Raw genomic sequence first — 26,189 nt, 5'->3', positions numbered from 1 at the left:
AACGATGCGAGGTTGCGTTCAATGCAGACTGGCGACGCGCCGGACTTCATCGGTGGCGTGGGCGTCACCCATGCTGAACTTGAGCGGAGCCGGCCGGCCGAACAAATAGCCTTGCACGACTTCGCAGCCAGCCGCCCGCAGCAGCGTCGCCTGGCTCTCGGTCTCGACGCCTTCGGCGATGATGCTGACGCCGAGTGCACGCGAGAGCCCGACAATGGTCGAGACGACCGCGCCCGAGCTGGAATCGGTGTCGATGCGGCTGACGAAGGAACGGTCGATCTTGAGCTTGCCGAACGAGAAGTCGATGAGGTAGCTGAGGTTCGAATAACCGGTGCCGAAATCATCGACGGCGACCGAGATGCCCATTTCGGCCAGCTCTTTCAGGATGGCCGCCGCACGGTCGCGATCCTGCATCATCGCCGTCTCGGTGACTTCCAGTTCCAGCCGTGACGGCTTGATACCTGTGGCCCGCATCGTGTCGCGAACGATACCGACGAAGTCCTTGGTCATGAACTGGACCGGCGAGATGTTGACGGCGACGAAGCAGTCGTCCGGCAGATGGCGGGCGTCGCTGCAGGCTTTGCGCAGAACCCATTCACCGATCGGATTGATCATCCCGGTTTCCTCGGCGATCTGGATGAACTCCATGGGCGGGATCATGCCGCGTTCGGGGTGGTTCCAGCGGATCAGGGCTTCATAGCCGACGATGCGGCCGGTCGGCAGGTCGAGCTGCGGCTGATAGTGAAGGTCGAAATCCCCGCGTTCGAAAGCAGTGTGCAGCTCGGATTCGACCCATTGGCGATAATCGGCGACACGCCCCATCTCGCTGTCGAAGACCGACCAGTTGCCGACGCCGCCGGCGCGCGCATTCTGCAGCGCCAGGTTGGAGCGGCGCAGGATAAGCACCGGATCGACGCCATCCTTGGGCATGGCCACGATACCCACCGACAGGCTCACCGATTGCTGATGGCTGCTGAGTTCATAGGGCTCCATCATCTCGTCGAGGAGCCTCTCGACCATGCTTTCCATCGTTCCCGGGATCTGATGGTCGGGCAGCAGCACCGCGAACTCGCCGGCGCCGATGCGCCCGATCAGGGAGCGTGCGGGCACGCAGCTCTGCAGCCGCTTGGTGAAGGCGCGGATCAGCTCGTCGCCCTGTGTATAGCCGATCGCGTCGTTGATCTGCTTGAAGCGGTCGATGTCGATGTCGATCAGGAACACCGGTTCGCCGGTCCGGCTTGTCGTGCAGGCCGCCTCGGCGATCTTGCCGACCATCGCCGGGCGCCCCAGCAGCCCTGTCAGCTTGTCGAAATGGGTTTCGTTGAAGACGAAATCCGCCGATTCATCGACGCCGGCGAAGAAGGACATTGCCGCCACCGACGCCGCCAGCGCGCAAAGCGCAGCCATGATCGCGACCATCATGTCCGCCGATATGCCGGCAAACCCACCGCCGAGGCCGTACTTGAGACCCCAGATGCCAAGGACGAAACTGCCAATACCCGAACTTGCTATCGTGAGCAGTCGGAACACTGGTGTTCGCTTTGGATCGCTGACGGCAGGCATTAAAAATCCCCAGACTGCGGGACTCTATAGCGGAAACCTTCTTAAAATGAGTTGCCGCGAATGCGTCCAATTTTACTGGAGAGCATCTTTTTTACTGAAGGCACTTCGGCTCAAGGCAAGGCGACGCTTTAGTCGCGCGTGCCATCCGTCTGCTTCAACTCGTCGAGCGTCGGCATCGAGACGATGTGGTAGCCTGAATCGACATAGTGGATTTCGCCGGTGACGCCCGAGGAGAGGTCCGACAACAAATACAGCGCCGAGCCGCCGACCTCGTCGATGGTCACCGTGCGACGCAGCGGCGAGTTGCGCTGCTGGTAGGAGAACATGTGGCGGGCGTCCGAAATGCCGGCGCCGGCGAGCGTGCGCACCGGTCCCGCCGAGATGCCGTTCACCCGGATGCCGCGCGGGCCGTAATCATTGGCGAGGTAGCGCACGCTGGCCTCGAGTCCCGCTTTGGCGACACCCATGACATTATAGTTCGGCATGACGCGGACCGAGCCGGCATAGGTCAGCGTGATCATCGACCCGCCATCGTTCATCAACGCGGCCGCATGGCGGGCGATCTCGGTAAAGGAATAGCAGGAGATCACCATGGTGCGGACGAAGTTGTCGCGGCTGGTGTCCGCGTAGAGACCCTTAAGCTCATTCTTGTCGGAAAAGCCGATGGCATGGACGACGAAGTCGAGCCCACCCCATTCCTTGTTAAGCGTCTCGAACGTGGCGGCGACCGAAGCACTGTCCTCGACATCGCAGGGAACGACAAGGGCGGCGCCGAGCTTGTCGGCAAGCGGCTTGACCCGGCGGCCGAAGGCCTCGCCCTGGTAGGTGAAGGCGAGTTCCGCGCCATGCTCGGACAGCTTCTTGGCAATGCCCCAGGCGATCGAATGATCGTTGGCGACGCCCATGACAAGCCCGCGCTTGCCCTTCATCAGTCCGTTCATGGCCGCCAAATCCTTATTTAAAATTGCTGGCCTTGTACAAAGACAATGGCCCTATGCGGAATAGCGCTGGAAAACGAGCGTCGCGTTGGTGCCACCGAAACCGAAGGAATTCGACAGAACGGTGTCGATCTTGGCATTGTCGATGCGCTTTCGCACGATCGGCATACCCTCGAATTCAGGATCGAGCGTCTCGATATGGGCGCTCTCGCCAATGAAGCCGCCTTGCATCATAAGGATCGAATAGATCGATTCCTGCACACCGGCCGCGCCCAGCGAATGGCCGGTCAGCGATTTCGTCGAGGTGATGAACGGCATCTTCTCGCCGAACACTTCGCGGATCGCGCCCATTTCCTTGGAATCGCCCACAGGCGTCGAGGTGCCGTGGGTGTTGATGTAGTCGACCGGCGTGGAAACCGTCGACAGCGCCTGGCGCATGCAGCGGACGGCGCCTTCGCCTGACGGCGCGACCATGTCGTAACCGTCGGAGGTCGCGCCGTAGCCGACGATTTCGGCGTAGATCTTGGCGCCGCGCGCCTTGGCGTGCTCCAGCTCTTCCAGCACCAGCACGCCGGCACCGCCGGCAATGACGAACCCATCGCGATTGACGTCATAAGCGCGCGAGGCGGTCGATGCCTTGTCGTTGAACTTGGACGACATGGCGCCCATGGCGTCGAACAGGTCCGACATCGTCCAGTCGAGATCCTCATGGCCGCCGGCAAAGACCATGTCCTGCTTGCCCCACTGGATCAGTTCGTAGCCATTGCCGATGCAATGCGCCGAGGTCGAGCAGGCCGACGAGATCGAATAGTTGACGCCGTGGATCTTGAACCATGTGGCCAAGGTGGCCGACGCGGTCGACGACATCGCTTTCGGCACCGCGAACGGGCCGATGCGCTTGGGACTGCCGTTCTTGAGCGTGGTTTCGGCCGCCTCCACGATGGTGCGGGTGGAAGGCCCGCCCGAGCCCATGACAATGCCGGTGCGTTCATTGGTGACGTCGTCCTCGCCAAGGCCCGCATCCGCGATCGCCTGGTCCATGGCGACGTGGTTCCAGGCCGCGCCCTGCGACAGGAAGCGCATCGCGCGGCGGTCGATCATGGCGGACGGGTCGAGCGTCGGCGCTCCCCAGACCTGGCAGCGGAAGCCGTGCTCGGCGAAGGAATCGGAGAAGCTGATGCCGGATCTGGCGTCATGCAGCGAGGTCTGCACCTCGTTGGCATTGTTTCCGATCGACGACACGATGCCGATGCCTGTGACTACGACACGTCTCATTCGCAACTCCTTCCAGGGATGCTGGCCAGTGGATCGGCCAGGGCTGCGGTCAAGCGACCGCCGACTGCTTGGACAGACCGACTTTCAGGTCCGTCGCCGCATATATGGGCTCGCCATCCGCCTTCATCCAGCCATCGGCGATGCCCAGGACCAGCCGGCCGCGCATCACGCGCTTGAAATCAACGCCATATTCGACCTTCTTCACCGATGGGGTGACCATGCCCTTGAACTTGACCTCACCGGTCGACAGCGCCATTCCCTTGCCGGGTTCGCCGAGCCAGCCGAGGTAGAAGCCGGTCAACTGCCACAGGGCGTCGAGGCCGAGGCATCCTGGCATGATCGGATTGCCGATGAAGTGACAGGCGAAGAACCAAAGATCCGGCTTGATGTCGAATTCCGCGCGGATGAAACCCTTGTCGAAGGCACCGCCCGTTTCACTGATCTCGGTGATGCGGTCGAACATCAGCATGGGCGGGTAGGGCAGCTGGGCATTGCCCTCTCCGAACAGCTCGCCGCGGGCGCAGGCCAGCAATTCGTCGTAGTCGTAGCTGGATTTACCCGCCATCAATCTCATCCCCATTCGTCCGGGCGGTAACGCGCCCTTGTCGTCGGTGTCCTAACACAATCTGTTTCAGGCCGGAAACCGGCGTTTGCGCTTAACCCGCCAGTCTGCCCGGGTCAATGCGCGCTATTGATCGCATTCCGGCGACAGAATATATGTCAACAGGGGTCCGGTTTCGGCAGACATTCATTTTTTTGCCAATCTGGGCGTGTCTTGAAGCGGGACTGTGAGCTTGGAAGACCAGATGGACCGGGGCTGCCGGAAGGAAAATGTCGCTGTGGACAAGCGGGTACGTGAAGCCGGCCTGAGGCCGACGCGTCAGCGCATCGCGCTGGCCGACCTGCTCTTCGCCAAGGGCGACCGCCATTTGTCGGCCGAGGAACTGCATGAGGAGGCGCTGGCCGCCGGCGTGCCGGTGTCGCTGGCCACCGTCTACAACGCGCTTCACCAGTTTACCCAGGCGGGGCTGCTGCGCATCCTCGCCGTCGAGGGCGCGAAAACCTATTTCGACACCAACACTTCCGACCACCACCATTTCTACATCGAGGGCGAAAACCGGATTTTCGACATCGCCAACGGCCCGGTGACGGTCACCAACCTGCCTGACCCGCCCGAGGGCATGGAAATCGCCAATGTCGATATCGTGGTGAGGCTGCGTCCCAAGCGCCAGGAATCACCGGCAGGGCCAGAACAGTCGGCGAAGCCAGAATAATCCGCTTGGCCGGACAATCGGAATGAAACCCCTCGACCTGATAATCCGGCTCGAATGGGCCGTCGTGGCGGTGGCCGCTATTGTCTTCTACGCTTTGTCGGGCATTTCCTGGTGGCTCTTTGCCGTGCTTATCCTGGCGCCGGATCTGTCGATGCTCGGCTACCTCGGCGGGCCGCGCCTTGGCGCGATAGCCTACAACGCCTTGCACATGCTGATCGCACCGGTGCTTCTGCTGCTCGCCGGCCACCTGCTGGGCAATGCGGCCGCCATCGCGGTCGCGCTGATCTGGATCGCCCACATCGCAATCGACCGTGCCTTAGGCTACGGCCTCAAGCTGTCGACCGGCTTTCAGGATACTCATCTCGGCCGCATCGGGCGCAAACCGGGGACGTTCACTCCTTGACCCGCTCGCCGGGATAGGCGCCCCACACCGTCGACTGGGCGAGCCAGCCGGTGTGCCCGCCAAGCGTCATTTCGCACCATTGGCCGTCGCAAGACTTGATCGTACCCATGACGCCCGGCTCGACGATCGCTATCACCCTGGCGTCCTTGTCCGGGCTGTTCAGAAGGTTGATCTGGGCACCCTTTCCGCGCTGCCAGGGCGCAATGATCGCGGTGCGCCGGCCAGAAAGCAGCGACTGGTTGATCCATCCTTCCGAACCGTCGGCATCACGCACGCGCCGCCACGTATCGAACTCCTGGATGATCTCCATCGGCAGGCCGGCCTTCATATACATCCAGTCGACCGAGTAATTGGCCCCCGGGCCGACGCGCGAGTTGACGCGGCCGGATTTCAGGCTGACGAATCGCGGCAGCGGAAGGCCGCTCGGCCCGAGGGTGACGGCGCCCTGGGCGGGTGCGGCCGCGCCCTGCGCCGCCGCGAGCGGAGAATAGAGGAGAGTGCCGAGAAATGCTGCGCTGAGGACCAGGCGAAGCGACGCGAAACCAGACACTTTCGTTCCTTTCGGCGCCGGCCTGATGGCTGCTGCGCCCCTTTTTCTTTGTCTTCGGCGGCACCGCTTGTTACATGGGTAAATCGGCTACCGCGACCGGCTTTCAGTTTCGCCGGTCTTGGTTAAAGAGGTCTCAACGAGGGAAACAATGCCAGGCAAAAAGAAGCCTCTCGTGGTCATCACGCGAAAGCTGCCCGACCCGGTCGAGACCCGCATGCGCGAACTGTTCGACGCGAGGCTGAATGTCGAGGACCGGCCGATGACGCAGCCGGAACTTGTTGCCGCGGTCAAGGAAGCCGACGTTCTGGTGCCGACCGTGACCGACCAGATCGACGCCGCACTGATCGCCCAGGCTGGCGACAACCTCAAACTGATCGCCAATTTCGGCAACGGCGTCGACAAGATCGACGTGGCGGCGGCGGCCAAGAAGGGCATCACGGTCACCAACACGCCCAACGTGCTCACCGAAGATACCGCCGACATGACCATGGCGCTGATGCTGGCGGTGCCGCGCCGGCTGGCGGAAGGCGCCAACGTGCTCACCGGCGACAAGAAATGGGCCGGCTGGTCGCCGACCTGGATGCTTGGCCGGCGCATCTGGGGCAAGCGGCTGGGCATTGTCGGCATGGGCCGCATCGGCACGGCCGTAGCGAGGCGGGCCAAGGCTTTCGGCCTTTCCATCCACTATCACAATCGCCATCGCGTGCTGCCGGCCGTCGAGGACGGGCTGGAGGCGACCTATTGGGAGAGCCTCGACCAGATGCTGGCCCGCATGGACATCATCTCGGTCAATTGCCCGTCGACGCCAGCCACCTTTCATCTCCTGTCGGCGCGGCGGCTGGCCTTGCTGCAGCCGACGGCCTATATCGTCAACACCGCGCGCGGCGACATCATCGACGAGGAAGCGCTGGTCAAGCTGATCCAGGACGGCAAGATCGCCGGCGCCGGCCTCGACGTCTACGAGCACGAGCCGGCGCTCAACGGCAAGCTGCTCAAGCTTGCCGCCAGGAACAAGGTCGTGCTGTTGCCGCATATGGGTTCGGCGACGCTGGAGGGCCGTATCGACATGGGCGAGAAGGTCATCATCAACATCCGGGCCTTCGTCGACGGCCATAGACCGCCGGATCGCGTGCTGCCGCTCAGGACGTAGTCAAGTCGCGTTTCATCATCAGCCATTCGCGCGGCCCGCTCCTGCCGCCATAGGCAACCCAGGGAAGTCTGTCGGCAACGGCAAACCCCAGCCTTTCGTAGACGGAAATGGCCGGCAGGTTTGTGTCCTCGACGACCAGGCACAGGCCTTTTGCCCCAGCAACGCCAGCCAGTTCGCCCGCTCGCGAAAGTAAGCCGGTGGCAAGTCCTCTGCCACGGAACTCGGAATAGACGGCAACCGCAAGGACTGACCAGTAGCCGGCGAGCCTGGTTTCCAGCGTAACGAGCGGCATCAGCGCCGGTGACACCTCGATGGCATGATCTTGATTGTGCGAAAGCATCTCTCCGACCAAGCCGCCGGCGATGGTGCCATCGACTTCGACAAGATGCGCCTTGGAAAAATGATAGGGCGAACCGGCGTCTGCGGATGCCGCGCGCCGGGCCGCTTCAAGGACCGCATGGTCGTCCCCGCTGCTGTTCATCCAGCTCTCGAGATCGATGCCATGTCCGGCAATATCCACGATCGCGGCGACGTGTAACGCATCGTTCCTTTGTGCCGGACGGATGTGCGCGCTCATGAAATACCCTTGCGCATGGTGATCGAGGTCGGCCTGCTGTAGCCCTCATGCGCCGTCCGTTCGGTCTCGTGAAAGCCGAGGCGGGCAAAGACGGCGTGATTGGCGGTGAGCTCGATCCGCGTCTGAAGCTCCAGCGCCGTCTTGCCGCGGTCGAGCGCAAGAATTTCGACCGCCCGCATCAGCTGCCGGCCGATGCCTTGTCCTTGGCAGTCCGGCTCGACGGCGAGCTTGCCGACGTAGAAGTCGTCAGTCCTTTCGATGGCAAAGACGCAGCCGACGATCCTATCGCCGTCGAGAGCCACGAAGCCGGTCTCCAGGCGGGCCTTGTCGCGCAGGGAATCGACGGTGAGCCGGTGGGCCGATGACGGCGGGTCGATGACGCCGTCCATGAAGGCGAAGGCGCGCATGATGAGTGCAAGCACATCATCCCAGCGGTCGAAGTCGGCCGTGATTCGGGTAATCGAGGGCGCCGCGGTCCGCGCCAAGGTCAACTTCTCTTGTAGCGGATCGTTTCGAAGCGCGCGGCGAGCGCATCGTAGAGCAGCAGCCGGCCAACGAGCGGCTCGCCGATGCCGGTGATCAGCTTGATCGCCTCCATCGCCTGCAGCGTGCCGACGACGCCGGTCAACGCGCCAAGCACTCCGGCCTCGGCGCAGGACGGCACCAGGCCCGGCGGCGGGGCTTCCGGGAACAGATCGCGATAGCCGGGGTTCGGCTTGCCGTCCTTGCCGTCCTCGAAAGGCTTCAGCACGGTCACCGAGCCGTCGAAACGACCGACGGCGGCATGCACCAGGGGCTTGCGCGCGCTCGCGCAGGCATCGGCCACCACGTAACGGGTCTCGAAATTGTCGGAACCGTCGACGACCATGTCATAGCGAGCGACCAGGGCGGGGGCGTTGTCCGCGGTCAGCCGGAATGTGTGCGTCTCGACAGCGGTGTTAGGATTGATGCGGGCGATTGCGGCCTCGGCGCTATGGGTTTTCAGCACGCCGACCGTATCGGTGCCGTGAATGACCTGTCGTTGCAGATTGGACAGCGAGACGGTGTCGTCGTCGACGATGCCGAGCGTACCGACGCCGGCTGCCGCGAGATATTCGAGCACCGGCGCGCCCAAGCCGCCGGCGCCGATCACCAAGACCCGCGCTTGCTTGAGCTTCTGCTGGCCGGCGCCGCCGACCTCCGGCAGTACGATGTGCCGGGCATAGCGTTCGATCTCGTCGGCGGTGAGCGGGGTGGTCATATCAGGACCATATAGCGGCCGGAAAATCTTGACGACATCCATGCAACAAAAATCTAGACGGTTGGCCCAACCATGCCATGGTCGACCGTCAGGAACTGCGCGCGGCCCTGCAGGCTGGAAAACAGCGCCGCATCGGTTCCCGTCATGAAAGCCTGGCAGTTCAGCTCCTCCAGGATCGAAAACAGTGCCGCCCGCCGTCCGCCGTCGAGATGTGCTGCGATCTCGTCGAGCAGGAGGATCGGCGTCATCCCGGACATCTCGCCGGTCAGCCGCGCATGCGACAGAACGATGCCGACCAGCAATGCCTTCTGCTCGCCGGTCGAGCAGAGCTCGGCCGGCATCGCCTTCGGCCGGTGCCGGACCAGGAGGTCCGAACGGTGCGGGCCCTCAAGCGTGCGCCCGGCGGCGCGGTCGCGGTCACGGCCATCGGCAAGCGCCCGCCGGAACCGCTCCTCGACATCGACCGCCGGCGTGCCGGCGATCTCGGCTTCCAGATCGCCTGCGAGGCCGATATCGGCCTGCGGGAACGGCCCGCTGTCGGGCAGCCTGTCGATCATGGCGGCCAACAGGCGCACCAGCTCGGTGCGTGCCGCGGCGATGGCGACCCCGGTCTCGGCCATCTGGATCTCGATCGCCTCGAACCAGCGGTCGTCCCGCGAATTTTCGGTAAGCAGGCGGTTACGGCCCCGCATCGCCTTCTCGTAATCGAGGGCGCGCTGGCCATGGCCGGGATCGATCGCCAGTACCAATCGGTCGAGAAAGCGCCGGCGATCCGCGGCGGGCCCGGTGAACAATGCATCCATGGCCGGCGTCAGCCACACGACGCGCAGCCATTCCAGCATGTCCTCGGCCGACCGCGCGGTGGCGCCGTTGATACGCACCCGCCTGCCCCCCTCGCTGTCACCGCCGGAAATGCCGGTGCCGATCTCGACCTGGCCGTCGGGTCCGTCGAGCCTTGCGTGCAGTGCAAAGCCGCCGTCGCCGCCCGCGCGCGCGACATCGGCGTAGGGAGCACGGCGCAGGCCACGCCCGGGCGTCAGAAAGGAAATCGCTTCGAGGAGATTGGTCTTGCCGGCACCATTGTCGCCGGAAAAGACCACCGCGCCTGGCGTGAGATCGATCGCCAGCGCCGCATAATTGCGGAAATTAGTAAGTGTTAGCTTACTTATGTGGGTTTGTCCTGGCAACCGCTATCCGCCTATAGAAGTCGCCGCAACATAGCTTTCGTTGCCAGCCGTGCCGCGAGGCAACCGCCGCGCGGGCTATACCCGCATCGGCATCAGCACGTAAAGCGCGGTCTCGTCGGCCATGTCGTGGATCAGCGTCGGCGAACCGGCATCGGCCAGCATGAATTTCGCTTCCGTGCCGGTCAGCTGCGCGGCGACATCGAGCAGATACTTGGCATTGAAGCCGATCTCGATCGGGTCCGACGAGTAGTCCGCCGCCAGTTCTTCCGTGGCGCTGCCTGAATCCGGGTTGTTGACCGCGAGCGTCACCTGGCCTTCGCTGATCGAAAGCTTCACCGCGCGGCCGCGTTCGGACGAAATGGTCGAGACGCGGTCGACCGCGGCGGCAAAGCTCTGGCGGTCGAGGATCAGCTTCTTGTCGTTGCCGGTCGGAATGACCCGCTGATAATCCGGGAAGGTGCCGTCGATCAGCTTCGAGGTCAGGACGACGCTGCCGATGGTGAAGCGGATCTTGGTGTCCGACAGTTCGGTGGTCACGGCGACATCCGGGTCGTCGACCAGCTTCTGCAGCTCGCTCACCGTCTTGCGCGGAATGATGATGCCCGGCATGCCCTCGGAGCCAGCCGGCGCGTCGATCTCGGCGCGCGCCAGGCGGTGGCCGTCGGTTGCCACCGAGCGCAGCTTCAGCTTGCCGCCGACCTCGTGCGTGTGCAGGTAGATGCCGTTGAGATAGTAGCGCGTCTCTTCGGTGGAAATGGCGAACTGCGTCTTCTCGATCAGACCCTTCAGGGCAACCGAATCGAGGCGGAAGATATGCGAGAAGGATCCGGCCGATAGCTCGGGAAAATCGGATTGCGGCAGGCACTGCAGGCGGAAGCTCGAGCGGCCGGACGTCACCGTCATGGCGTTGCCGTCCTCATCCGTCTTCAGCATCACCTCGGCGCCGTCGGAAAGCTTGCGCACGATATCGTAGAGCAGATGCGCGGGAACCGTCGTCGCCCCACCGCGCTCGACCTTGGCCGGCGTCGCTTCCGTCACCTCCAGGTCAAGGTCGGTGGCCTTCATTTCGAGGCTTGCGCCTTCGGCGCTGAGCAGCACGTTGGACAGGATCGGTATGGTGTTGCGCCGTTCGACCACGCGGTGGACGTGGTTGAGCGACTTCAGGAGATTGGACCGTTCCAGGATAACACGCATGACGAAACAGGCTCGCTTGAAAGGATGAGCGGGTCTCCGGCTGGCGGCGCCCCGCGAAAGGTCTGAACAGGCTCAGAATCTGCGTAAACTGACAGGAAAAAGCCTGCAAACGCAAGCCCGCGCGACCGGTTCGGGCCGGCCGTGCGGCCTTTCTGGGGATAAAGGGTACGAAGACCGCCAGCCGCCGGGCAGAATCGGGAATTCGGATCGTCTCCAGGCAATGCCGCGCGCCCGTTCCGGACCCATGGCATTGCAAGCAAGTCATTGAATTCCAGCGCGGTTCTGGCTTGCCTGTCCCGGATCGGTCAGGCCTGGTCGTTGATCAGGCGCCGCAGCAGCTCGAGTTCTTGTGCCAGCGTGTTGTCGTTGCCGGACAGATCCTCGATCTTGCGCACGGCGTGCAGCACCGTGGTGTGGTCGCGTCCGCCGAAACGCCGTCCGATTTCGGGCAGTGAACGCGGCGTCATCACCTTTGACAGGTACATGGCGACCTGCCGCGGTTTGACGATGGTGCGCGTGCGCCGGTTGGACAGCAATTCGGTCTTCGACACGTTGTAGTGGCGCGCCACGATGCGCTGGATGTCCTCGATCCGGACCCGCTTCGGTTCGCCGGTGCGATAGATGTGGCCGAGGATCTCGTCGATGCGGTCGATGGTGATTTGCGGCTCGAACGACTGACGGAACAGCAGCTGATTGAAGGCGCCTTCCAGTTCGCGGCCGCTGCCGGTCACGGTGCGGGCGACGTGGTTGAGGATTTCCTCCGAGATGTCGAGCGATGCGTCGTCGACCCTGGCGGTGGCCAGGCGCAGTTTGAGCATGCCGAGGCGCATGGCGAAATCGGGCGCCGACATTTCGAGCGCGACGCCGCCGTTGAGACGCGAGCGCACCCGCGGTTCGAGCGATTCCAGTTCCGACGGCGGCCGGTCGGCGGCAACGACCACTTGCTTGGCGCTGTCGAGCAACATGTTGATCAGGTGGCAGAATTCGTGCTGGATCGACTTGCCCTGCAGGAACTGCATGTCGTCGATGATCAAGAGATCGATGTCGCGCAGCTGTTCCTTGAGCGTCAGTGCATTGTTGTCACGGATCGCGGTGGCAAAGCGCCACATGAAATACTCGGCCGTCAAATAGACGACGCGTGATTTGGGGTTCTGCTTCAGGGATTCCGCGGCGATTGCTTGCAGCAGATGGGTTTTGCCGAGCCCGACCGTCGCGTGCAGGAAAAGCGGATTGAAGCGCACCGCGCTCGACTGCGATTCCGCCACGGCCTTGGCGGCGGCGAAGGCCACCCGGTTCGACGGCCCCTCGATGAACGAGCCGAACGTGTAGCGCGGATCAAGCGGCGATCCCAACACATTGTGGCGGAACTCGCTCTCGATCGCGGCGCCGGGGCGCGGCACCGGCGACCGCTCGATCCGGCCAGGGCTCACGGTGCCGGCGGCCAGCGCCGTCTGCGTCTGCCGCGTCATCTTGCGCACTGGCGCCAGTTCCGGCTCGGCATGGCTGCGCCCCTGGCGGGTGGCCGTGCGCACGATGATTTCGATCTTGAGGAGATCGGCATCCTCCTGCTTCCACAGTTCGGAGATCAGGTCGAGATAATGGCCGTTGATCCAGGAGCGCAGGAACGCGGTGGGCACCGAGATGCGGACAATGCCCTTGGAGGCCTCCGCGACCTTCATGCGGCCGAACCAGCTCGAATAGACCTCGGCTCCCAGACGCGCCTTCAACTGGGCCTTGACCCGGTCGAACTTCTGTTCCGCGTCGCTGGAGACCGCCATGCCGTTTGCTCCAATCAAAGTTCCAGGAAATGGAAGGTCGCCCGTAAGCTCCCTTTCGACGCCGCTCTGCATGATCGAGTTCCTTGTCTTTTTGTACCTGTTTTCCGCCGGGAATGCGCCTCCTGCATCCGTGATCCGGCGACCTAAGTCTTTGCTACGATGCCCGCTGCCGCCGCCGGCAGATGAACGTCGCCCATTACCCGGGGAACCGGTGCCGGCCCTTGGAAGCCAGTCCGCGTTGGGTATGTCAGGGCAATACAACACCGCCCGGCGAAAAGAGCGCCGGCGCGCCGTCTACCTGCCATGTCTTGTTACGCCAGTCCCCTACCGTATCAAAAAAAGACAAACCAAACCCGTTCGCGGACTTGATCCGCGTTGCAAATCCCGCCAATTTGCGCTGGCCGATTCGGGCTGGGTTAAGGGCCAATGGCCCGTCCCTTTTTGATGAACCGACATTACCGAAATCGCTGTGGATAGGGCAAGGCCACCTCTAACGGATTTTTAAGGAATCTGGTTAGCACCGGCAGGTTGGTGCTCTATGGCGTAGTGGTATATTTTGACAAAGCCATTGTGATTCAAACCCTTTTCCGGCGAATATGAAAAAGCCGGGCCGGCGCGAAATTTTCTGAAATAATTCTCTTGACAGCCAGTTGTCCTCCCGTCGCCCCGACGCGCTGTGGACAAGTTGTGGATGACCATCACTAACTGGTTGAAAAACAAGGGCTATTTCTGAGGGGTGAGAATTTTTTAGGCGACGCTTTCAAGCATGTCGAGCCTTCAGCGGGCATGTATGTGCCGGCAAAACACTTTGAACCGTGCAATCCGTTCTTGACGCTGCTTGCGGGCATTCTTTTTAAGTACTTGCCGGCAAACGAAAAAACCCGGCGCGATCGGCCGGGTTCGAAGAAGATCAGCCTTGGAAGGCGATGTCAGGCCGACAGCACCTTGAGGCGCTGAGCCAGACGCGACACTTTGCGCGACGCGGTGTTCTTGTGGATGATGCCCTTGGTTGCGGCACGCATCAATTCAGGCTCGGCGGCCTTGAAAGCGGCCTGCGCGGCGGCCTTGTCGCCGGAGGCGAGTGCCTCCTCGACCTGGCGGACGTAGGTGCGGACGCGCGAGCGGCGGTTCTTGTTGATCTCCGCACGGCGGGCGATCTTGCGCGTTGCCTTTTTGGCCGAGGATGTGTTGGCCATGATGCCTCTCTTCTGATCTGGTCGGCGCACGCGGCATGCCGCAGGGCGCAAAAAACAAACGGGCAGCCACGGGGCCGCCTCGGTTGGTGCGGCTTATAGTTCAGCTTTTCCGGCGCGTCAACGCTGCCTGGCGTTCTTTTTGGCTGATGCCGGGGTTTCGGTCGCGGCCGGCGACGCTCTACCGGTTGGTGAAATTCGGCTTCCGCTTTTCGGCGAAGGCCGCCATGCCTTCCTTCTGGTCATCGAGCGCGAAAAGCGAGTGGAACAGGCGGCGTTCGAACCGCAATCCCTCCGCCAATGTCGTCTCGTAGGCGCGGTTGACGGCTTCCTTCGCCATCATCACCGACGGCAAGGAGAAATCGGCGATCCTGGCCGCCGCCTTGACGGCCTCCTCGACAAGCTCGCCGGCAGGCACCACCCGCGATACCAGGCCGGAGCGCTCGGCTTCCGCGGCGTCCATCATTCGTCCGGTCAGGCACATGTCCATGGCCTTCGATTTTCCGACGAACCGGGTCAGGCGTTGCGATCCGCCCATGCCGGGAATGACGCCAAGCGTGATTTCGGGCTGGCCGAATTTGGCCGTATCGGCGGCGATGATGAAATCGCACATCATCGCCAGTTCGCACCCGCCTCCCAGGGCATAGCCGGCCACCGCCGCGATGACAGGTTTTCTGACACGCGTGAACTCCTCCCAGCCGGCGAAGAAGTCCTGGCTGTAGGCGTCCACATAGGAGATGGCCTGCATCTCCTTGATGTCGGCACCGGCGGCAAAGGCCTTGTCGGAACCGGTAACGACCATGGCGCCGATGCCGGGATCGGCGCCGAAAGCGCTCACCGCCACGACGAGTTCGGCGAGGATCTGGGAATTCAGCGCGTTGAGCGCCTTTGGCCGGTTCAGCGTGATCAGCCCGACCTTGCCGCGCGTCTCGGTGATGATCGTTTCATAGGCCATGGCTGCGCTCCTCGCTTGATCCGGTCTAACTCAGCTCTGACACGTCCGGCAATAGAAGGTCGAGCGCCCGCTCTGGACGACGCGTTCGACGTGGCCGCCGCAGCCGGGTTTCGCGCAAGGCTCACCCTCCCGGTCGTAGACGGCGAAGGAATGCTGGAAGTAGCCCAGCGATCCGTCCGCGTGCATATAGTCGCGCAGCGAAGATCCGCCAGCGGCGATGGCATCCGATATGACCGAGCGGATCGCCTCGGCGAGGCGTTCGCTCTGTTCCCTGGCCTTCTTGCCCGGTCTGGCGATGGTGCCTGTTTCACGCAGCGGCGACAGGCCGGCGCGCCACAACGCTTCCGACACATAAATATTGCCAAGCCCCGCGATCAGCCTCTGGTCGAGAAGCGCTGCCTTCAGAGGCGATCTGCGGCCCTTCAGCAACGAGGCGAGCAGCACGCCGTCAAGCGCGTTGCCCGTGGGCTCGACGCCCAGCCCGGCCAGCATCGGATGCGTCTCCGGCGATCCTTCCGCAAACAGCATGAAGCCGAAGCGGCGCGGATCGTTGAAGATCACGCGCGACCGGGCACCGGCCGCGGAAGCGACATGGAACACGACATGGTCGTGCGCCGCGCTTTTCGGGCGTTCGTGGTGGAACACGCCCAGAGTCCCGTTGTCGTCGGTCTCGTTGTCGGCATCGGCCTCGATGCGAAAGGAGCCCGACATGCCGAGATGGCAGATCAGCACCGGACCGTCCTGCACGTGCATGGTCAGATATTTGGCGCGGCGGCCGAGCGCGGTGATTGTCCTGCCGGTCAGCCGCTCCGAAAACCGTTCGGGAAAGGGAAACCGCAAATCCGGTCGTCGCGTCTCGACACGGATAAGGCGGGCGCCTTCCATAACCGGCTGCAACCCGCGCCGAACCGTTTCCACTTCGGGCAATTCAGGCATGGCCGCCAATCACTGGGCCGCCAATCACTGGATAGAAAGAAGTGCCGTGACGGCCGTGCGCCAGTTCGAGATGTTCGGCCACGGTCTCGCCGATATCGGCGAATGTCGCACGCAGCCCGATGTCGCCACCCCCGAGGTCCGGCCCGATGCCGATTATCGGGATACGCTCACGCGTATGATCGGTTCCGCGCCAGGTCGGATCGTTGCCGTGATCGGCCGTCAGGATCAGCAGGTCGCCCTGCCTCAGCCTGGAGAATGCCTCCGGCAGCCGCCGGTCGAAGGCCTCGAGCGCGGCGGCATAGCCCGCCACATCGCGGCGATGGCCGAATTCGGTGTCGAAATCGACGAAATTGGCGAAAACGAGATCGCCGGCGCCGGCGTCGTCCATCGCGCCCAACGCCTTGTCGAACATAGCCATGTTGCCGGCGGCCTTGCGCACTTCCGAAATCCCGCGATGGGCGAAGATGTCGCCGATCTTGCCGACGGCGATGACACGGCTTCCCCGCGCCGTCAGGCGGTCGAGCAGGGTCGGCTCCGGCGGCGGCACGGCGTAGTCGTGGCGGTTATACGTTCGCGTGAAGGTGGCGGCGGTTTCGCCGACGAAAGGCCGCGCGATCACGCGTCCGATCCTCAATGGATCAACCAGCCGCCGCACCACCTGACAGAATTCATAAAGCCGCTCCAGGCCGAAATGAACCTCATGCGCGGCGACCTGCAGGACAGAATCGACGGAGGTGTAGCAGATCGGCTTGCCGGTGCGGATATGCTCTTCGCCGAACCGTTCGATGATCTCGGTGCCGGGCGCATGACAATTGCCGAGAATGCCTGGAACCTTGCCCTCGCGGATGATCGCCTCGGTCAGTTCCGCCGGAAACGCGGGAACCGTGTCGGGAAAGTAACCCCAGTCGAAGCGCACCGGCAGGCCCGCCATCTCCCAGTGGCCGGAACGCGTGTCCTTGCCGCTCGAAACCTCTTGCGCCGCACCGTGGAAGGCATTGGCGAGCAGATCCGTCCCGAAATGGGCAAAGCCCAATCCCGTCGCGGTCTCGGCCGACTTGCCAAGCCCGAGCGATGCCATGTTGGGGACAAACAGCGGACCTTGACGAAGCCCCTCGCGGTCCGCGCGCCCTTCCGCGCAGGCTTCGGCAATGTGGGCCAGGGTATTGGCGCCGGCATCGCCATAGCGTTCGGCGTCGGCCGCGCCGCCGATGCCGAAGGAATCCAGGACAAAGAGGAAAGCACGCGCCATCGGGTCATCGTTGCCAGTGTGAACGACCAGACATAGGGTCCCACGGTGGCATTGGCAATTCGGAAACCAAAAGGCGACGCGGCGGGCATGGGCATGGATCGATTGGAACCCAGGGCGGTCTTGTCATGAAGGCGACGCCCAAGGCATTGGCTGCGCTTATGCTCGTCCGTGGTGCGTTCTGGTGCGGGCCGGCGCAGGCCGACTGGCGCGACGATATCGGCACATTCCGCATCGGCGTCGTCGCCGAGCCTGGCGCCGGCAACACCGTTCCCGGGCTGGCGCAGTTGACGCAAGCCTTCACCAATGCGCTCGGCATGAAGGTGGAGTTCGTCGTCGCACGCGATTATGCCGCCCTGATCGAGGCGCAGGCCAACGCCCGGATCGAATACGCCATCTATTCGGCGACCGCCTACGCGACGGCGCTGCAGCGTTGTGGATGCGTCGAGCCGCTTGTGGCTCCGGTCGATTCCGACGGTGCGGCCGGCATCCGTTCGGTGCTGCTCACCAGGGACGGCAAGCTATCAGGCCTGGCGGCGATGGGGACCCACCGGATCGCCATGCCGCCATCGGACAGCGTCGGGGGCTCGCTTTTGCCGCTGGCGGGGTTGGCCGCCGAACACGTCAAGATCGCCGAAGATTCACCGTTTCTGATCCATGCCGTGACGGCGTCGGCGGCGGAGGCCATGCTCTTCGATGGCTCGGCCGACGCCTTGTTCGGCTGGGTAAGGGCTGCGGCCGACGGCCAGCCGCTGCTATCGGGCGGCACGCAGGCAAGGCTCGAAGCGGCCGGTCTTTCGCCGTCGGCTTTCCAGATCGTCTGGACGTCGGGGGTGCTCAGATACGGTCCGCACGCCGTACGCAGCGATCTCGACCCGGAAGCCAAGCGCCGGCTGACCGTGTTCCTCACCAACCTCAAGTCGACGACACCGGATGTCTACGATCTCCTGGAATCGAAACATTCCGGTGGGTTTTTGACCGTGGCCCCAAAGGATTACGCGATGGCGGAAGCCATCGTGCGCTTTGTGTCAACCGATGGCGGGCAGCAGTAAGGCCTCAGCAATCGCCGCAGGGGATCGTCAGGCTTCTGCGGGGACGCAGATAGTAGGTTTCGCCCATCGGTATGGTGGTGCTGAGGGATTGGGTCAATCCGAGCTTTTGTTGGGTGTCCGCCTGCCAGTTGATAATCGGCGAATAGCTGAGATTGCTCTGAACGCGGATGAGGAAGGTGCCGGCGACCTTGAGCGTTGTCGGAACCGTGGTGGTCGCGGGCAGGGTAGTGGCGATGCTGGAGACGCCATTGACCAGCTTGCGCGACCACACCACGTTCACCTTGGGCGGCGTATCGGTGGTGACCTGTATTGCCGTGATGATAATGCTCGGCGTTGACCGGTTATAGGGCTGAATGGTCGAGGTGCCGATCTTCATGATGGCATCGAGGTCCGCCGCGACGATGGTCGGCTGCTGCGTGACCAGGTCGGCGACCATGCTGCCGATACGGCTGACCTTCTTGCTGGTCTCGATCGCCTGCGAAGCCTCCATGGTCATGAAGTACATGACCAGCAGGATAGGCAGGATGAGAGCGAACTCGACCGCGGCGACGCCACGGCGATTGGACAAGAACCCGACGGCCTTGCCGCGGATCCCTGCGATTTCCGGATGTGCCCCCGCACGCATCATGCCATTGCCTTTTTTCTTGTGGTGTTTGCGAACTCAATTGTCGAACGGCTCGTTCTGCCAGGTCACTGACGCGAAGTGCAATGTCCTGCCACCGCTCAGATTGGCCATCGACTTGGCCATCAGATCGGTCATCACAGGCCATTTGTAGAAGACCCGCAGCATGTTCCTCGATTCCGCGAGGCCAGGCGTAGTCGCGAAGGCCTGTGAGTTGGTGCCCTGCATCAGCACGACATCGCCGTTCTGGATCTTGAAGCTCGCCGAGGCCGCGTCGGCGAAAGTCGGATATTCGCGAAGATCCGCAAGCAACTGATTGGGGCAATCCGTGGAGACGATGATCTCCAGCCTGTCGCAGATCAGGGTCGTCAATTTGCCTCCCGCGACATCGGCCGGCCTCAACTGGCCCGTGCGCAACTGGCGCGCAACATCGTCGGTGATGTTGGCCATCACTTCCTGGCCGGCAAACGAGATGCAGCTTTCAAGGATAGCGAATACGAGGAGGGCGAACGGCATTGCCAGCAGCGCGAATTCCAGGGCCGTGCTGCCGCGCCGGTCGTGGAAGAAGCGCCTGAAGAAGCTGGAGCGCTCCACCTTGCGCTGACCTTTCGATGCGAATTCCTTGCCCATGCCCTGTTTCCTGCCACCCTTGGACGGTTCTGACAGGCGTTATTAGCGCAAACCAATTGAGGCCCGGTTTGAATGATCGCTAAAGTCGACGCACGCGTTTTAACCATGCCGTAACCCGGATAGCGGGCGGGCGCCGCCTATTTGCTGCCGCCGCCCATCTCTGCTTCGGAGGATTTTTCAGCCTCGCTCTTGTACGAGCTTTCACAGTAGGGCGTGCAGGACATGGTCTGCACTTCGGCGCGCCGGTAAATGCGCACCGAGGAGGCTGCCTGCCGCACGACTGTAACCTGCGCGTCGACGATCGGGCTGCCTTCCTGGTCGAGAACGACGAGATTGGTGACGCCGAAACCCTTGCCGGTGAGCACGATCGTCGAGGCGTCCTGGACCGAGGCATCGGCGATTGACGGGTTGCCGACGACGATCGTGTCGGCGGGGCGCGACAGCTTCACGATCTTGGCCTGATTCATGGTGACCTCGATGCCGGTGCCGGCCCTGGCAGGCACGACGAGGCACGTTGCTGCAAGAAGCGCGGCAATCAGGATTGAGTATCTCGGCTCGGCCATCGGGGCGCTCCACGCAAGCAACTTGTTCAACAGAACATGAACGAGATTGGTGAACCAACGGTTAAGTCCGCCTACCCGGCATCGGAAGTCGCGATCGACGGGGTGTCCGGCACGGCTGGATCTCAGCTCGGTCGCGAGCGTTCCCCGCCCTTGCCCTTTGCGGCATTGGCCCGGAAAATGGCATTTTAGCGATCGCTTAGTATGGGGTTAACCACGCAATATGTTCGAGCCGGGAAAGGAATCGGTAAGGCTGTTTATTAAGCCGATCGAAAGAGCTTCTCCCTAGATTGGCAGCATCCGATCAACCATCACAGAAGTTGACGGAAGTGCTGTAACACGTGGAGTAGGAGCTCTCGAATGTCTAACCTTTTTGCACGTTTCGTGAAGGACGAATCCGGCGCGACCGCTATCGAATATGGTCTGATCGCCGCTCTCATCGCGCTCGCCATCATCACTGGCGCCGGCGCGCTCGGCAATGCAATCAACGCCAAGTTCACCACGATCGGAACCACCCTGAATTCCAGCGGCGCCTGATCCGCTGTATTGCTGGGTATCCAGATTGCGTACTGGAAAGGGGCTGCCGCGTGGCGGCCCTTTTTCTATATCCTAGCCAACACAGCCGTCTTTCATTCCGGTCTCATCAATCGTTAATCGAACATGCCTAGATTGAACCCGGTGGAATTCGCACAATAGGCATAGCGCCGATGCTTGAAGCCCTGATCTTCGTCGTCTTTCCGTTCTGCATGCTGTTCGCGGCGATCTCCGACATGCTGTCGATGACGATTGCCAACCGCGTGTCGGTGCTGCTCGTTGTCGTCTTCGCACTGGTTGCGCCGCTGACGGGCATGGAATGGGCAACATACGGTTGGCATTTTGCCGCCGGCGCGCTGATCCTGGCCGTGACGTTCGGCCTGTTCGCGATGGGTGGCATGGGCGGAGGCGATGCCAAGCTGCTGGCCGCTACGGCCGTATGGATGGGGCTCAACGTCCATCTCGTCGAGTACCTTGTTGTCTCGACGTTTATCGGCGGCCTGCTGACGCTCGCCATCGTTCTTTATCGCAAGTCGCCGCTAGCGGTTATTACCGGCCGCAATCCATTCCTGCGCCATTTCGCCGAAGAGTCGGCCGGTGTTCCCTATGGGATCGCTCTCGGCCTGGGTGGGCTGCTGACCTATCCGGATTCGCCCTTGATGGTCTGGGCGCTGGCAAGGCTGGCGAGCTGAGTTCAATCCTAATTTCTTTTCCCGATTTGTGTCGTTGGGCTTGGCCTTGAAGTGAGGCCGGCCGGCAGCATTGCTGGGCCGCAGCCCGATCCGTCTAATTTATGTAAACCTTAAATTAATCACGATCGTAAGCATTACATTAACCTTGTTTTGACGATTGCCGCTGCAAAGTCCGCCTTGGCTACGTGGTTTGCCAAGGGCGAGGGTTCGGACAGATGCCAGCATCCCGATTGATTATCTTAAGCGTGGCGGTGGCCGCGGCGGGTGGTGCTGGCTACGTCGCGAAGAACATGGTCGCCCCGCCACCCGCCCAGATCGTCGTCGATTCCGGCCCCCAGGCTCCCGCGGTGGCTCTGCAGGACGTGCTTGTGCTTTCCGGCGATGTCGCGATGGGTAACCAGCTCGAGAACAACATCGCCTGGCAGCCCTGGCCAGCCGACGGCATCAACCCGAACTTCATCACCAAGGCCACGGCTCCCGACGCCCTGGAGAAACTGAAGGGGTCGATAGCCCGTGTGGGAATGTACGCGGGCGAACCTGTGCGGCGTTCCAAGCTGATCGGCGAGGGGCAAAGCTTCATGTCGTCGATCCTGCCTTCCGGGATGCGGGCGGTCGCCACGACCATATCGGCCGACACGTCGGCCGGCGGCTTCATCCTTCCCAATGATTTTGTCGACGTCATCATGACCCGCAGGGCGGATGCCAACAGCGGCAGCACCGGCTTCAACACCGAAACCATCCTCAAGAACATCCGCGTCCTGGCAATCGACCAGACCATCCAGGAGGACGAGGAAGGCAAGAAGACCAGGGTGGGCCAGACCGCCACGCTGGAGCTCACACCCAAGCAGGCGGAGATCATCACCGTCGCCCAGCAGATGGCGGATCGCCTGACACTGGCGTTGCGGGCGATCACGGACACTCAGGAAAAGAATGTGGACGAGGCCGACTATCTCGTTTCCGGCAATGGCCGCAAGGGAACGGTGAGACTGATCAAGTCGGGCGAAGTTTCCGAAGTAGGGGCAAGGAAATGAGGCTAAGCGGAAAACTGCCAGCGATCGTGGCCGCGGCATTCGGCCTCCTGCTCGTCGGGACGAATGTGCAGGGCGTTGTCGAGGCCAAGAGTACGCAGGTGACGGCCACCACGGCCTCCCAGCGTGTCAAGCTTGGCCTCAACAAGTCGGTGGTCATAGACCTGCCGAGCGATGCCTACGACATTCTCGTCGCCAACCCGGCCGTTGCCGATGCCGTGACCCGCACCGCAAGGCGTATCTACCTGTTCGGCAAGGCGGTCGGCGAGACCAACATCTTCGTCTTCGGTCCGAACGGCGAACAGATCGCCAGCCTGGATCTGGCCGTCGAACGCGACGTCGCCGGCTTGGAGGACTACATCAAGCGCTTTATTCCGACCTCGGATATCAAGGTGGAACTGCTGAACGACAACGTCGTTCTGACCGGAATGGTCGATACGCCTCTGGACGCGAAACGGGCGGTTGATCTGGCGACCATCTTCGTCTCGGGCGGTGAAGCGACGACGGGACAATATTCGCAGACCGCGGCCGGCGGCTCTGCCCAGAGCGGTGTCGACATCAACAACCCCGACCAGGAACGCCGCACCAGCAAGATCGTTAATCTCCTGCAGATCATCGGTGACGATCAGGTGACGCTGAAGGTGACGGTCGCCGAAGTCAGCCGCACCGTGATGAAGCAGCTCGGCGTCAACATGATCGGCAGCGGTGGCAGCAACGGCATCAGCTACGGCGCGATCAGCGACAACTTCACCGGCCTTGGCAAGCAACTGTCGAATTCGGGCTTCAATATCGGCGCCTCGGGACTTCGGGCCTATATCAACGCCATGGAGGAGTCGGGGGTCATGAAGACCCTGGCCGAGCCAACCTTGACCGCCGTATCCGGCGAGAAGGCGACCTTCAAGGTCGGCGGCGAATACAATATGGTGACAGGCGTCTCCGCGAACGTGTCCACCGACAACCAGACCGGTCTGAAGACCTATTCGGTCGACAAGATCGAGTACGGCATCGGCCTGGAATTCCAGCCGGTGGTTTTGTCGCCCGGACGCATCAGCCTGAAAGTCAGAACCTCCGTCTCCGAGCCGACAACCGAAGGATCCGCGTCACTGTCCGAGGGCGTGACCAGTGCCGGCATGAATGCCCTGTCGTTGCGCAAGCGCCTTGCCGATACGACGGTTGAACTGCCCTCGGGCGGCTCCATGATGATCGCCGGCCTGGTTCGCGACGATGTCAGGCAAGCCGTCAATGGGTTGCCTGGACTGACAAAGATCCCGGTGCTCGGCACGCTCTTCCGCAGCCGGGATTTCGTGCGCAACGAAAGTGAGCTGGTGATCATCATCACGCCCTATCTGGTGAAGCCGGTGGCTCGCAACGATCTCGCCAAGCCGGACGACAATTTCAACGCTGCCAGCGATGGCGCCGCCATGTTCCTTGGCAAGGTCAATCGCGTCTACGGCACCATGCAGACCGACAAGCCCAACGGCCGGTACCACGGCGTTGTCGGCTACATCTACAAGTGAATGGGGAAGCGGACATGTCTCAGTCAGCGTTGAAGACAAGCATCGCCACGATGCGCCCTGGCCGTTCGCGGATCTGGCTGCTTCCGGTCCTGGCCGTGGCGGCAACGGCTCTGCTGGCCGGTTGCGCCCAGCGCGACAGTGTCACCGTCGGCGCCATTCCGGACGACTATCGCACCAACCATCCCATCGTCATCGCGGAGAAGAACCAGAAGATCGACCTGCCCGTCGGTGCCGGCGATCGCGGCATGACCGGCTCGCAACGCGACACGCTTCTGGGTTTCCTCGACGGCTATGACAAGAGTGCCGCTCCGGCGTTGACCATCCAGATTCCCAGCGGATCGGCCAACGAGGTTGCCGCAAGGGCGGCCGGCCGTGATTTCGCCAGGCTCGCGGTCGCCAGCGGCATCAAGCGCAACCGGATCGCCGTGGTCTCCTATCAGGCTGGGTCGAGCGAGGCATCGGCCCCGGTTCGCGTCTCCTTTATCGCGGTGAGAGCCCAGACCGACAAATGCGGACGCTGGCCCGAAGATCTGGTCGAGTCGTCTGAAAACAAGCACTACGCCGACTTCGGCTGCTCCTATCAGAACAATCTCGCCGCCCAGATGGCCAATCCGGCCGATCTGCTCGGACCGCGCAAGCAGACCACCATCGATGCGGAAAATCGTGGCGCGGTGATCGACGTCTACCGCAGCAGGGGCATTTCGGATGAGTTCCTCGGCAATTCGGAAGTGACCTACTGAGCCGCCCTCGGGAAAGAGAAGTCACGCAAGAACAGGCCACGCAAAGAACAGGCCACGGAAAGAGCATGACCATGAGCAACCTCGCCTATGATGCCACCGTGGACGGCGGCGATACCTCGCCGCAGGACATCGCCGCGATGCAGGCGTTGCGGCCGATACCGCGCATCTCGATCCAGGCATTCTGCGAGACGGAGGGCGTTGCCAATCCGGTCGAGCGGGCCGGCGAAGACCGCCGCATGACCAAGGCGCATCTCAAGGTCCACATGGGCGGCGTTCCCACCGCAATCGAGTTCTATCAATCGGCGCCGACGCCCAATCTGATCCTGCTCGAGTCGCGCAGCGAACCCAAGCAACTGCTGGAGCAACTCGCCCAACTCTCGGAGTACTGCGATCCGTCCTCGAAAGTGGTGGTGATCGGCCACTACAATGATGTCGGCCTCTATCGTGAACTCATCCGCTCCGGCATCTCCGAATATGTCATCGCGCCGGTCTCGATGGCCGACATCGTCAGTGTCGTGTCGTCGATTTTCGTCGATCCGGAGGCTGAACCGCTCGGCCGCTCGGTCGCCTTCATTGGCGCCAAGGGTGGCGTCGGCTCCTCGACGATCGCTCACAACGTAGCCTGGGCGATGTCCTCGCTGTTCAAATCCGAGGTCGTCGTTGCCGACCTCGACCTCGCCTTCGGCACGGCCAACATCAATTTCGACCAGGATCCGGCACAAGGCATCGCCGAAGCGGTGTTTTCGCCCGAGCGCATCGACGAAGTCTATCTCGATCGGCTGCTGACCCAGTGTGCCGAGCACCTGTCGCTGCTCGCGGCGCCTTCGACACTGGAGCGCGTCTACGACTTCGATCCGGATGCCTTTGCGCAACTTGTCGATACCGCGCAGCGCAGCGTGCCGCTCCTGGTGCTCGACGTTCCCCATGTCTGGACCGGGTGGGCCAAGAACACGCTGGTCAAGGCCGACGAGATCGTCATCACGGCGACGCCGGAGCTGGCCAACCTGCGCAACACCAAGAACCTGGTCGACATGCTGAAGCGGCTTCGCCCCAACGACCCGCCGCCAAAGCTGATCATCAACCAGGCCGGGATTCCCAAGCGGCCGGAGATTTCGCCTTCCGATTTCGCCGAACCGCTCGGCCTGACGCCGATGTCGGTCATCGGCTTTGATCCGGTCCTGTTCGGCAATGCCGCCAACAACGGGCGTATGCTTGGCGAGATGGATGCCAAGAATCCGGTTGTGGCCACGATCAACGAGATTGCTCATGTGCTGACCGGCCGCAGCGAGATCAAGACGAAAAAGAAGGCTGGCCTGGGCAGTCTGCTCGGCAAGCTCTCGCGCAACAAGAAGTGA

General features: G+C 62.6%; 28 protein-coding genes. 10 read left to right on the top strand and 18 right to left on the bottom strand.

The window, feature by feature from the left end:
* Window positions 1-18: 18 nt before the first annotated feature.
* The 4 genes from X743_RS149450 to fabA all read right to left on the bottom strand — a co-directional run bounded on the left by X743_RS149450 (window position 19) and on the right by fabA (window position 4,341).
* On the bottom strand, window positions 19-1,563 hold the full coding sequence (locus X743_RS149450; protein ID WP_031257935.1) for a bifunctional diguanylate cyclase/phosphodiesterase: 1,545 nt from the start codon (window positions 1,561-1,563) through the stop codon (window positions 19-21).
* A gap of 128 nt (window positions 1,564-1,691) precedes the next feature.
* Window positions 1,692-2,504: an enoyl-ACP reductase FabI gene (fabI, locus tag X743_RS149455; protein WP_023766969.1), complete on the bottom strand. Its 813-nt coding sequence runs from the start codon at window positions 2,502-2,504 to the stop codon at window positions 1,692-1,694.
* Window positions 2,505-2,555: 51 nt separating this feature from the next.
* The gene (gene fabB / locus X743_RS149460) at window positions 2,556-3,776 is read right to left on the bottom strand and encodes a beta-ketoacyl-ACP synthase I (protein WP_023766968.1); all 1,221 of its coding nucleotides are present in this window, start codon (window positions 3,774-3,776) and stop codon (window positions 2,556-2,558) included.
* 49 nt (window positions 3,777-3,825) lie between these two features.
* Window positions 3,826-4,341, bottom strand: a complete 516-nt coding sequence (gene fabA, locus X743_RS149465) for a 3-hydroxyacyl-[acyl-carrier-protein] dehydratase FabA (protein ID WP_023766967.1) — start codon at window positions 4,339-4,341, stop codon at window positions 3,826-3,828.
* A 241-nt stretch (window positions 4,342-4,582) separates the two neighbouring features.
* Here fabA and irrA point away from each other — a divergent pair, with 241 nt between their 5' ends.
* Together irrA and X743_RS149475 are read left to right on the top strand one after the other, a co-directional pair.
* On the top strand, window positions 4,583-5,050 hold the full coding sequence (gene irrA, locus X743_RS149470; protein ID WP_013891257.1) for an iron response transcriptional regulator IrrA: 468 nt from the start codon (window positions 4,583-4,585) through the stop codon (window positions 5,048-5,050).
* A gap of 22 nt (window positions 5,051-5,072) precedes the next feature.
* Entirely contained in the window at window positions 5,073-5,453 is a 381-nt protein-coding gene (locus tag X743_RS149475) for a DUF4260 domain-containing protein (RefSeq protein ID WP_023766965.1), read from the top strand.
* On the opposite strand, the gene X743_RS149480 is transcribed toward X743_RS149475, so the two are convergent.
* On the bottom strand, window positions 5,443-6,003 hold the full coding sequence (locus X743_RS149480; protein WP_023766964.1) for an SH3 domain-containing protein: 561 nt from the start codon (window positions 6,001-6,003) through the stop codon (window positions 5,443-5,445). The genes X743_RS149475 and X743_RS149480 overlap by 11 nt on opposite strands.
* Window positions 6,004-6,151: 148 nt before the next feature.
* Between X743_RS149480 and X743_RS149485 the strand changes: the two genes are divergently transcribed.
* Entirely contained in the window at window positions 6,152-7,153 is a 1,002-nt protein-coding gene (locus tag X743_RS149485) for a D-glycerate dehydrogenase (protein WP_023766963.1), read from the top strand.
* Here the strand turns inward: X743_RS149485 and X743_RS1000000169905 are convergent.
* The 10 genes from X743_RS1000000169905 to X743_RS149530 form a co-directional block, all read right to left on the bottom strand.
* A complete protein-coding gene (locus X743_RS1000000169905) occupies window positions 7,143-7,730 on the bottom strand; it encodes a GNAT family N-acetyltransferase (protein WP_023766962.1) in 588 nt (195 codons plus the stop codon). The two genes, X743_RS149485 and X743_RS1000000169905, sit on opposite strands and share 11 nt — an antisense overlap.
* Window positions 7,727-8,215: a GNAT family N-acetyltransferase gene (locus tag X743_RS149490; protein ID WP_031257933.1), complete on the bottom strand. Its 489-nt coding sequence runs from the start codon at window positions 8,213-8,215 to the stop codon at window positions 7,727-7,729. Before X743_RS149490 ends, X743_RS1000000169905 begins: the two co-directional genes overlap by 4 nt.
* 2 nt (window positions 8,216-8,217) lie before the next feature.
* The gene (locus tag X743_RS149495; protein WP_031257932.1) at window positions 8,218-8,970 is read right to left on the bottom strand and encodes a molybdopterin-synthase adenylyltransferase MoeB; all 753 of its coding nucleotides are present in this window, start codon (window positions 8,968-8,970) and stop codon (window positions 8,218-8,220) included.
* A gap of 53 nt (window positions 8,971-9,023) precedes the next feature.
* Window positions 9,024-10,157 carry a DNA replication/repair protein RecF gene (gene recF / locus X743_RS149500; RefSeq protein ID WP_031257931.1) on the bottom strand — a complete coding sequence of 378 codons (1,134 nt, stop codon included), beginning with the start codon at window positions 10,155-10,157 and terminating at the stop codon, window positions 9,024-9,026.
* A 75-nt stretch (window positions 10,158-10,232) separates the two neighbouring features.
* Window positions 10,233-11,351: a DNA polymerase III subunit beta gene (dnaN, locus tag X743_RS149505; protein ID WP_010913340.1), complete on the bottom strand. Its 1,119-nt coding sequence runs from the start codon at window positions 11,349-11,351 to the stop codon at window positions 10,233-10,235.
* A 305-nt stretch (window positions 11,352-11,656) separates the two neighbouring features.
* Window positions 11,657-13,201, bottom strand: a complete 1,545-nt coding sequence (gene dnaA, locus X743_RS149510) for a chromosomal replication initiator protein DnaA (RefSeq protein ID WP_013891250.1) — start codon at window positions 13,199-13,201, stop codon at window positions 11,657-11,659.
* An 857-nt stretch (window positions 13,202-14,058) separates the two neighbouring features.
* On the bottom strand, window positions 14,059-14,325 hold the full coding sequence (gene rpsT, locus X743_RS149515; protein WP_013897320.1) for a 30S ribosomal protein S20: 267 nt from the start codon (window positions 14,323-14,325) through the stop codon (window positions 14,059-14,061).
* Window positions 14,326-14,503: 178 nt separating this feature from the next.
* Complete coding sequence (locus X743_RS149520) at window positions 14,504-15,277, bottom strand: enoyl-CoA hydratase (protein WP_023766957.1); 774 nt, start codon at window positions 15,275-15,277, stop codon at window positions 14,504-14,506.
* A 30-nt stretch (window positions 15,278-15,307) separates the two neighbouring features.
* Window positions 15,308-16,213 carry a bifunctional DNA-formamidopyrimidine glycosylase/DNA-(apurinic or apyrimidinic site) lyase gene (mutM, locus tag X743_RS149525; RefSeq protein WP_031257930.1) on the bottom strand — a complete coding sequence of 302 codons (906 nt, stop codon included), beginning with the start codon at window positions 16,211-16,213 and terminating at the stop codon, window positions 15,308-15,310.
* Complete coding sequence (locus X743_RS149530; protein ID WP_023766955.1) at window positions 16,206-17,462, bottom strand: phosphopentomutase; 1,257 nt, start codon at window positions 17,460-17,462, stop codon at window positions 16,206-16,208. The genes mutM and X743_RS149530 overlap by 8 nt, the downstream gene beginning before the upstream one ends.
* A 125-nt stretch (window positions 17,463-17,587) precedes the next feature.
* Here X743_RS149530 and X743_RS149535 point away from each other — a divergent pair, with 125 nt between their 5' ends.
* Complete coding sequence (locus X743_RS149535) at window positions 17,588-18,511, top strand: phosphate/phosphite/phosphonate ABC transporter substrate-binding protein (RefSeq protein WP_023766954.1); 924 nt, start codon at window positions 17,588-17,590, stop codon at window positions 18,509-18,511.
* A gap of 4 nt (window positions 18,512-18,515) precedes the next feature.
* On the opposite strand, the gene X743_RS149540 is transcribed toward X743_RS149535, so the two are convergent.
* The 3 genes from X743_RS149540 to X743_RS149550 form a co-directional block, all read right to left on the bottom strand.
* Entirely contained in the window at window positions 18,516-19,139 is a 624-nt protein-coding gene (locus X743_RS149540; protein ID WP_023766953.1) for a TadE/TadG family type IV pilus assembly protein, read from the bottom strand.
* Window positions 19,140-19,172: 33 nt separating this feature from the next.
* A complete protein-coding gene (locus X743_RS149545) occupies window positions 19,173-19,763 on the bottom strand; it encodes a TadE/TadG family type IV pilus assembly protein (RefSeq protein WP_023766952.1) in 591 nt (196 codons plus the stop codon).
* Between the two features lie 137 nt (window positions 19,764-19,900).
* Window positions 19,901-20,326 carry a pilus assembly protein N-terminal domain-containing protein gene (locus X743_RS149550; RefSeq protein ID WP_023766951.1) on the bottom strand — a complete coding sequence of 142 codons (426 nt, stop codon included), beginning with the start codon at window positions 20,324-20,326 and terminating at the stop codon, window positions 19,901-19,903.
* Between the two features lie 357 nt (window positions 20,327-20,683).
* Here X743_RS149550 and X743_RS149555 point away from each other — a divergent pair, with 357 nt between their 5' ends.
* The 6 genes from X743_RS149555 to X743_RS149580 all read left to right on the top strand — a co-directional run bounded on the left by X743_RS149555 (window position 20,684) and on the right by X743_RS149580 (window position 26,189).
* Entirely contained in the window at window positions 20,684-20,860 is a 177-nt protein-coding gene (locus tag X743_RS149555) for a Flp family type IVb pilin (RefSeq protein ID WP_013897312.1), read from the top strand.
* Window positions 20,861-21,030: 170 nt separating this feature from the next.
* A complete protein-coding gene (locus tag X743_RS149560; protein WP_023766949.1) occupies window positions 21,031-21,549 on the top strand; it encodes a prepilin peptidase in 519 nt (172 codons plus the stop codon).
* A 215-nt stretch (window positions 21,550-21,764) separates the two neighbouring features.
* Entirely contained in the window at window positions 21,765-22,580 is an 816-nt protein-coding gene (gene cpaB / locus X743_RS149565; protein WP_031250322.1) for a Flp pilus assembly protein CpaB, read from the top strand.
* The gene (locus X743_RS149570; RefSeq protein WP_023766947.1) at window positions 22,577-24,094 is read left to right on the top strand and encodes a type II and III secretion system protein family protein; all 1,518 of its coding nucleotides are present in this window, start codon (window positions 22,577-22,579) and stop codon (window positions 24,092-24,094) included. The genes cpaB and X743_RS149570 overlap by 4 nt, the downstream gene beginning before the upstream one ends.
* A 14-nt stretch (window positions 24,095-24,108) precedes the next feature.
* Window positions 24,109-24,834, top strand: a complete 726-nt coding sequence (locus X743_RS149575) for a CpaD family pilus assembly protein (protein ID WP_031250323.1) — start codon at window positions 24,109-24,111, stop codon at window positions 24,832-24,834.
* Window positions 24,835-24,899: 65 nt separating this feature from the next.
* Complete coding sequence (locus X743_RS149580) at window positions 24,900-26,189, top strand: CpaE family protein (protein WP_032923236.1); 1,290 nt, start codon at window positions 24,900-24,902, stop codon at window positions 26,187-26,189.

Origin of the sequence: Mesorhizobium sp. LNHC232B00, assembly GCF_000502435.1 — a bacterium.
Lineage (GTDB): Bacteria > Pseudomonadota > Alphaproteobacteria > Rhizobiales > Rhizobiaceae > Mesorhizobium > Mesorhizobium opportunistum.
This window is presented reverse-complemented; position numbering and strand designations above follow the sequence as displayed.

Excerpts from the sequence above, each read along its gene's own strand:
- X743_RS149475 (WP_023766965.1), top strand. The coding sequence starts at position 5,073 with ATGAAACCCCTCGACCTGATAATCCGGCTCGAATGGGCCGTCGTGGCG.
- dnaN (WP_010913340.1), bottom strand. The coding sequence starts at position 11,351 with ATGCGTGTTATCCTGGAACGGTCCAATCTCCTGAAGTCGCTCAACCAC.
- X743_RS149545 (WP_023766952.1), bottom strand. The coding sequence starts at position 19,763 with ATGGGCAAGGAATTCGCATCGAAAGGTCAGCGCAAGGTGGAGCGCTCC.
- X743_RS149450 (WP_031257935.1), bottom strand. The coding sequence starts at position 1,563 with ATGCCTGCCGTCAGCGATCCAAAGCGAACACCAGTGTTCCGACTGCTC.
- cpaB (WP_031250322.1), top strand. The coding sequence starts at position 21,765 with ATGCCAGCATCCCGATTGATTATCTTAAGCGTGGCGGTGGCCGCGGCG.
- X743_RS149570 (WP_023766947.1), top strand. The coding sequence starts at position 22,577 with ATGAGGCTAAGCGGAAAACTGCCAGCGATCGTGGCCGCGGCATTCGGC.
- X743_RS149555 (WP_013897312.1), top strand. The coding sequence starts at position 20,684 with ATGTCTAACCTTTTTGCACGTTTCGTGAAGGACGAATCCGGCGCGACC.
- X743_RS1000000169905 (WP_023766962.1), bottom strand. The coding sequence starts at position 7,730 with ATGAGCGCGCACATCCGTCCGGCACAAAGGAACGATGCGTTACACGTC.
- mutM (WP_031257930.1), bottom strand. The coding sequence starts at position 16,213 with ATGCCTGAATTGCCCGAAGTGGAAACGGTTCGGCGCGGGTTGCAGCCG.
- irrA (WP_013891257.1), top strand. The coding sequence starts at position 4,583 with ATGGACCGGGGCTGCCGGAAGGAAAATGTCGCTGTGGACAAGCGGGTA.
- X743_RS149580 (WP_032923236.1), top strand. The coding sequence starts at position 24,900 with ATGACCATGAGCAACCTCGCCTATGATGCCACCGTGGACGGCGGCGAT.
- X743_RS149495 (WP_031257932.1), bottom strand. The coding sequence starts at position 8,970 with ATGACCACCCCGCTCACCGCCGACGAGATCGAACGCTATGCCCGGCAC.
- fabA (WP_023766967.1), bottom strand. The coding sequence starts at position 4,341 with ATGGCGGGTAAATCCAGCTACGACTACGACGAATTGCTGGCCTGCGCC.
- X743_RS149530 (WP_023766955.1), bottom strand. The coding sequence starts at position 17,462 with ATGGCGCGTGCTTTCCTCTTTGTCCTGGATTCCTTCGGCATCGGCGGC.
- dnaA (WP_013891250.1), bottom strand. The coding sequence starts at position 13,201 with ATGCAGAGCGGCGTCGAAAGGGAGCTTACGGGCGACCTTCCATTTCCT.
- X743_RS149520 (WP_023766957.1), bottom strand. The coding sequence starts at position 15,277 with ATGGCCTATGAAACGATCATCACCGAGACGCGCGGCAAGGTCGGGCTG.
- X743_RS149550 (WP_023766951.1), bottom strand. The coding sequence starts at position 20,326 with ATGGCCGAGCCGAGATACTCAATCCTGATTGCCGCGCTTCTTGCAGCA.
- X743_RS149560 (WP_023766949.1), top strand. The coding sequence starts at position 21,031 with ATGCTTGAAGCCCTGATCTTCGTCGTCTTTCCGTTCTGCATGCTGTTC.
- X743_RS149540 (WP_023766953.1), bottom strand. The coding sequence starts at position 19,139 with ATGATGCGTGCGGGGGCACATCCGGAAATCGCAGGGATCCGCGGCAAG.
- X743_RS149485 (WP_023766963.1), top strand. The coding sequence starts at position 6,152 with ATGCCAGGCAAAAAGAAGCCTCTCGTGGTCATCACGCGAAAGCTGCCC.
- fabB (WP_023766968.1), bottom strand. The coding sequence starts at position 3,776 with ATGAGACGTGTCGTAGTCACAGGCATCGGCATCGTGTCGTCGATCGGA.
- fabI (WP_023766969.1), bottom strand. The coding sequence starts at position 2,504 with ATGAACGGACTGATGAAGGGCAAGCGCGGGCTTGTCATGGGCGTCGCC.
- X743_RS149535 (WP_023766954.1), top strand. The coding sequence starts at position 17,588 with ATGAAGGCGACGCCCAAGGCATTGGCTGCGCTTATGCTCGTCCGTGGT.
- X743_RS149575 (WP_031250323.1), top strand. The coding sequence starts at position 24,109 with ATGTCTCAGTCAGCGTTGAAGACAAGCATCGCCACGATGCGCCCTGGC.
- rpsT (WP_013897320.1), bottom strand. The coding sequence starts at position 14,325 with ATGGCCAACACATCCTCGGCCAAAAAGGCAACGCGCAAGATCGCCCGC.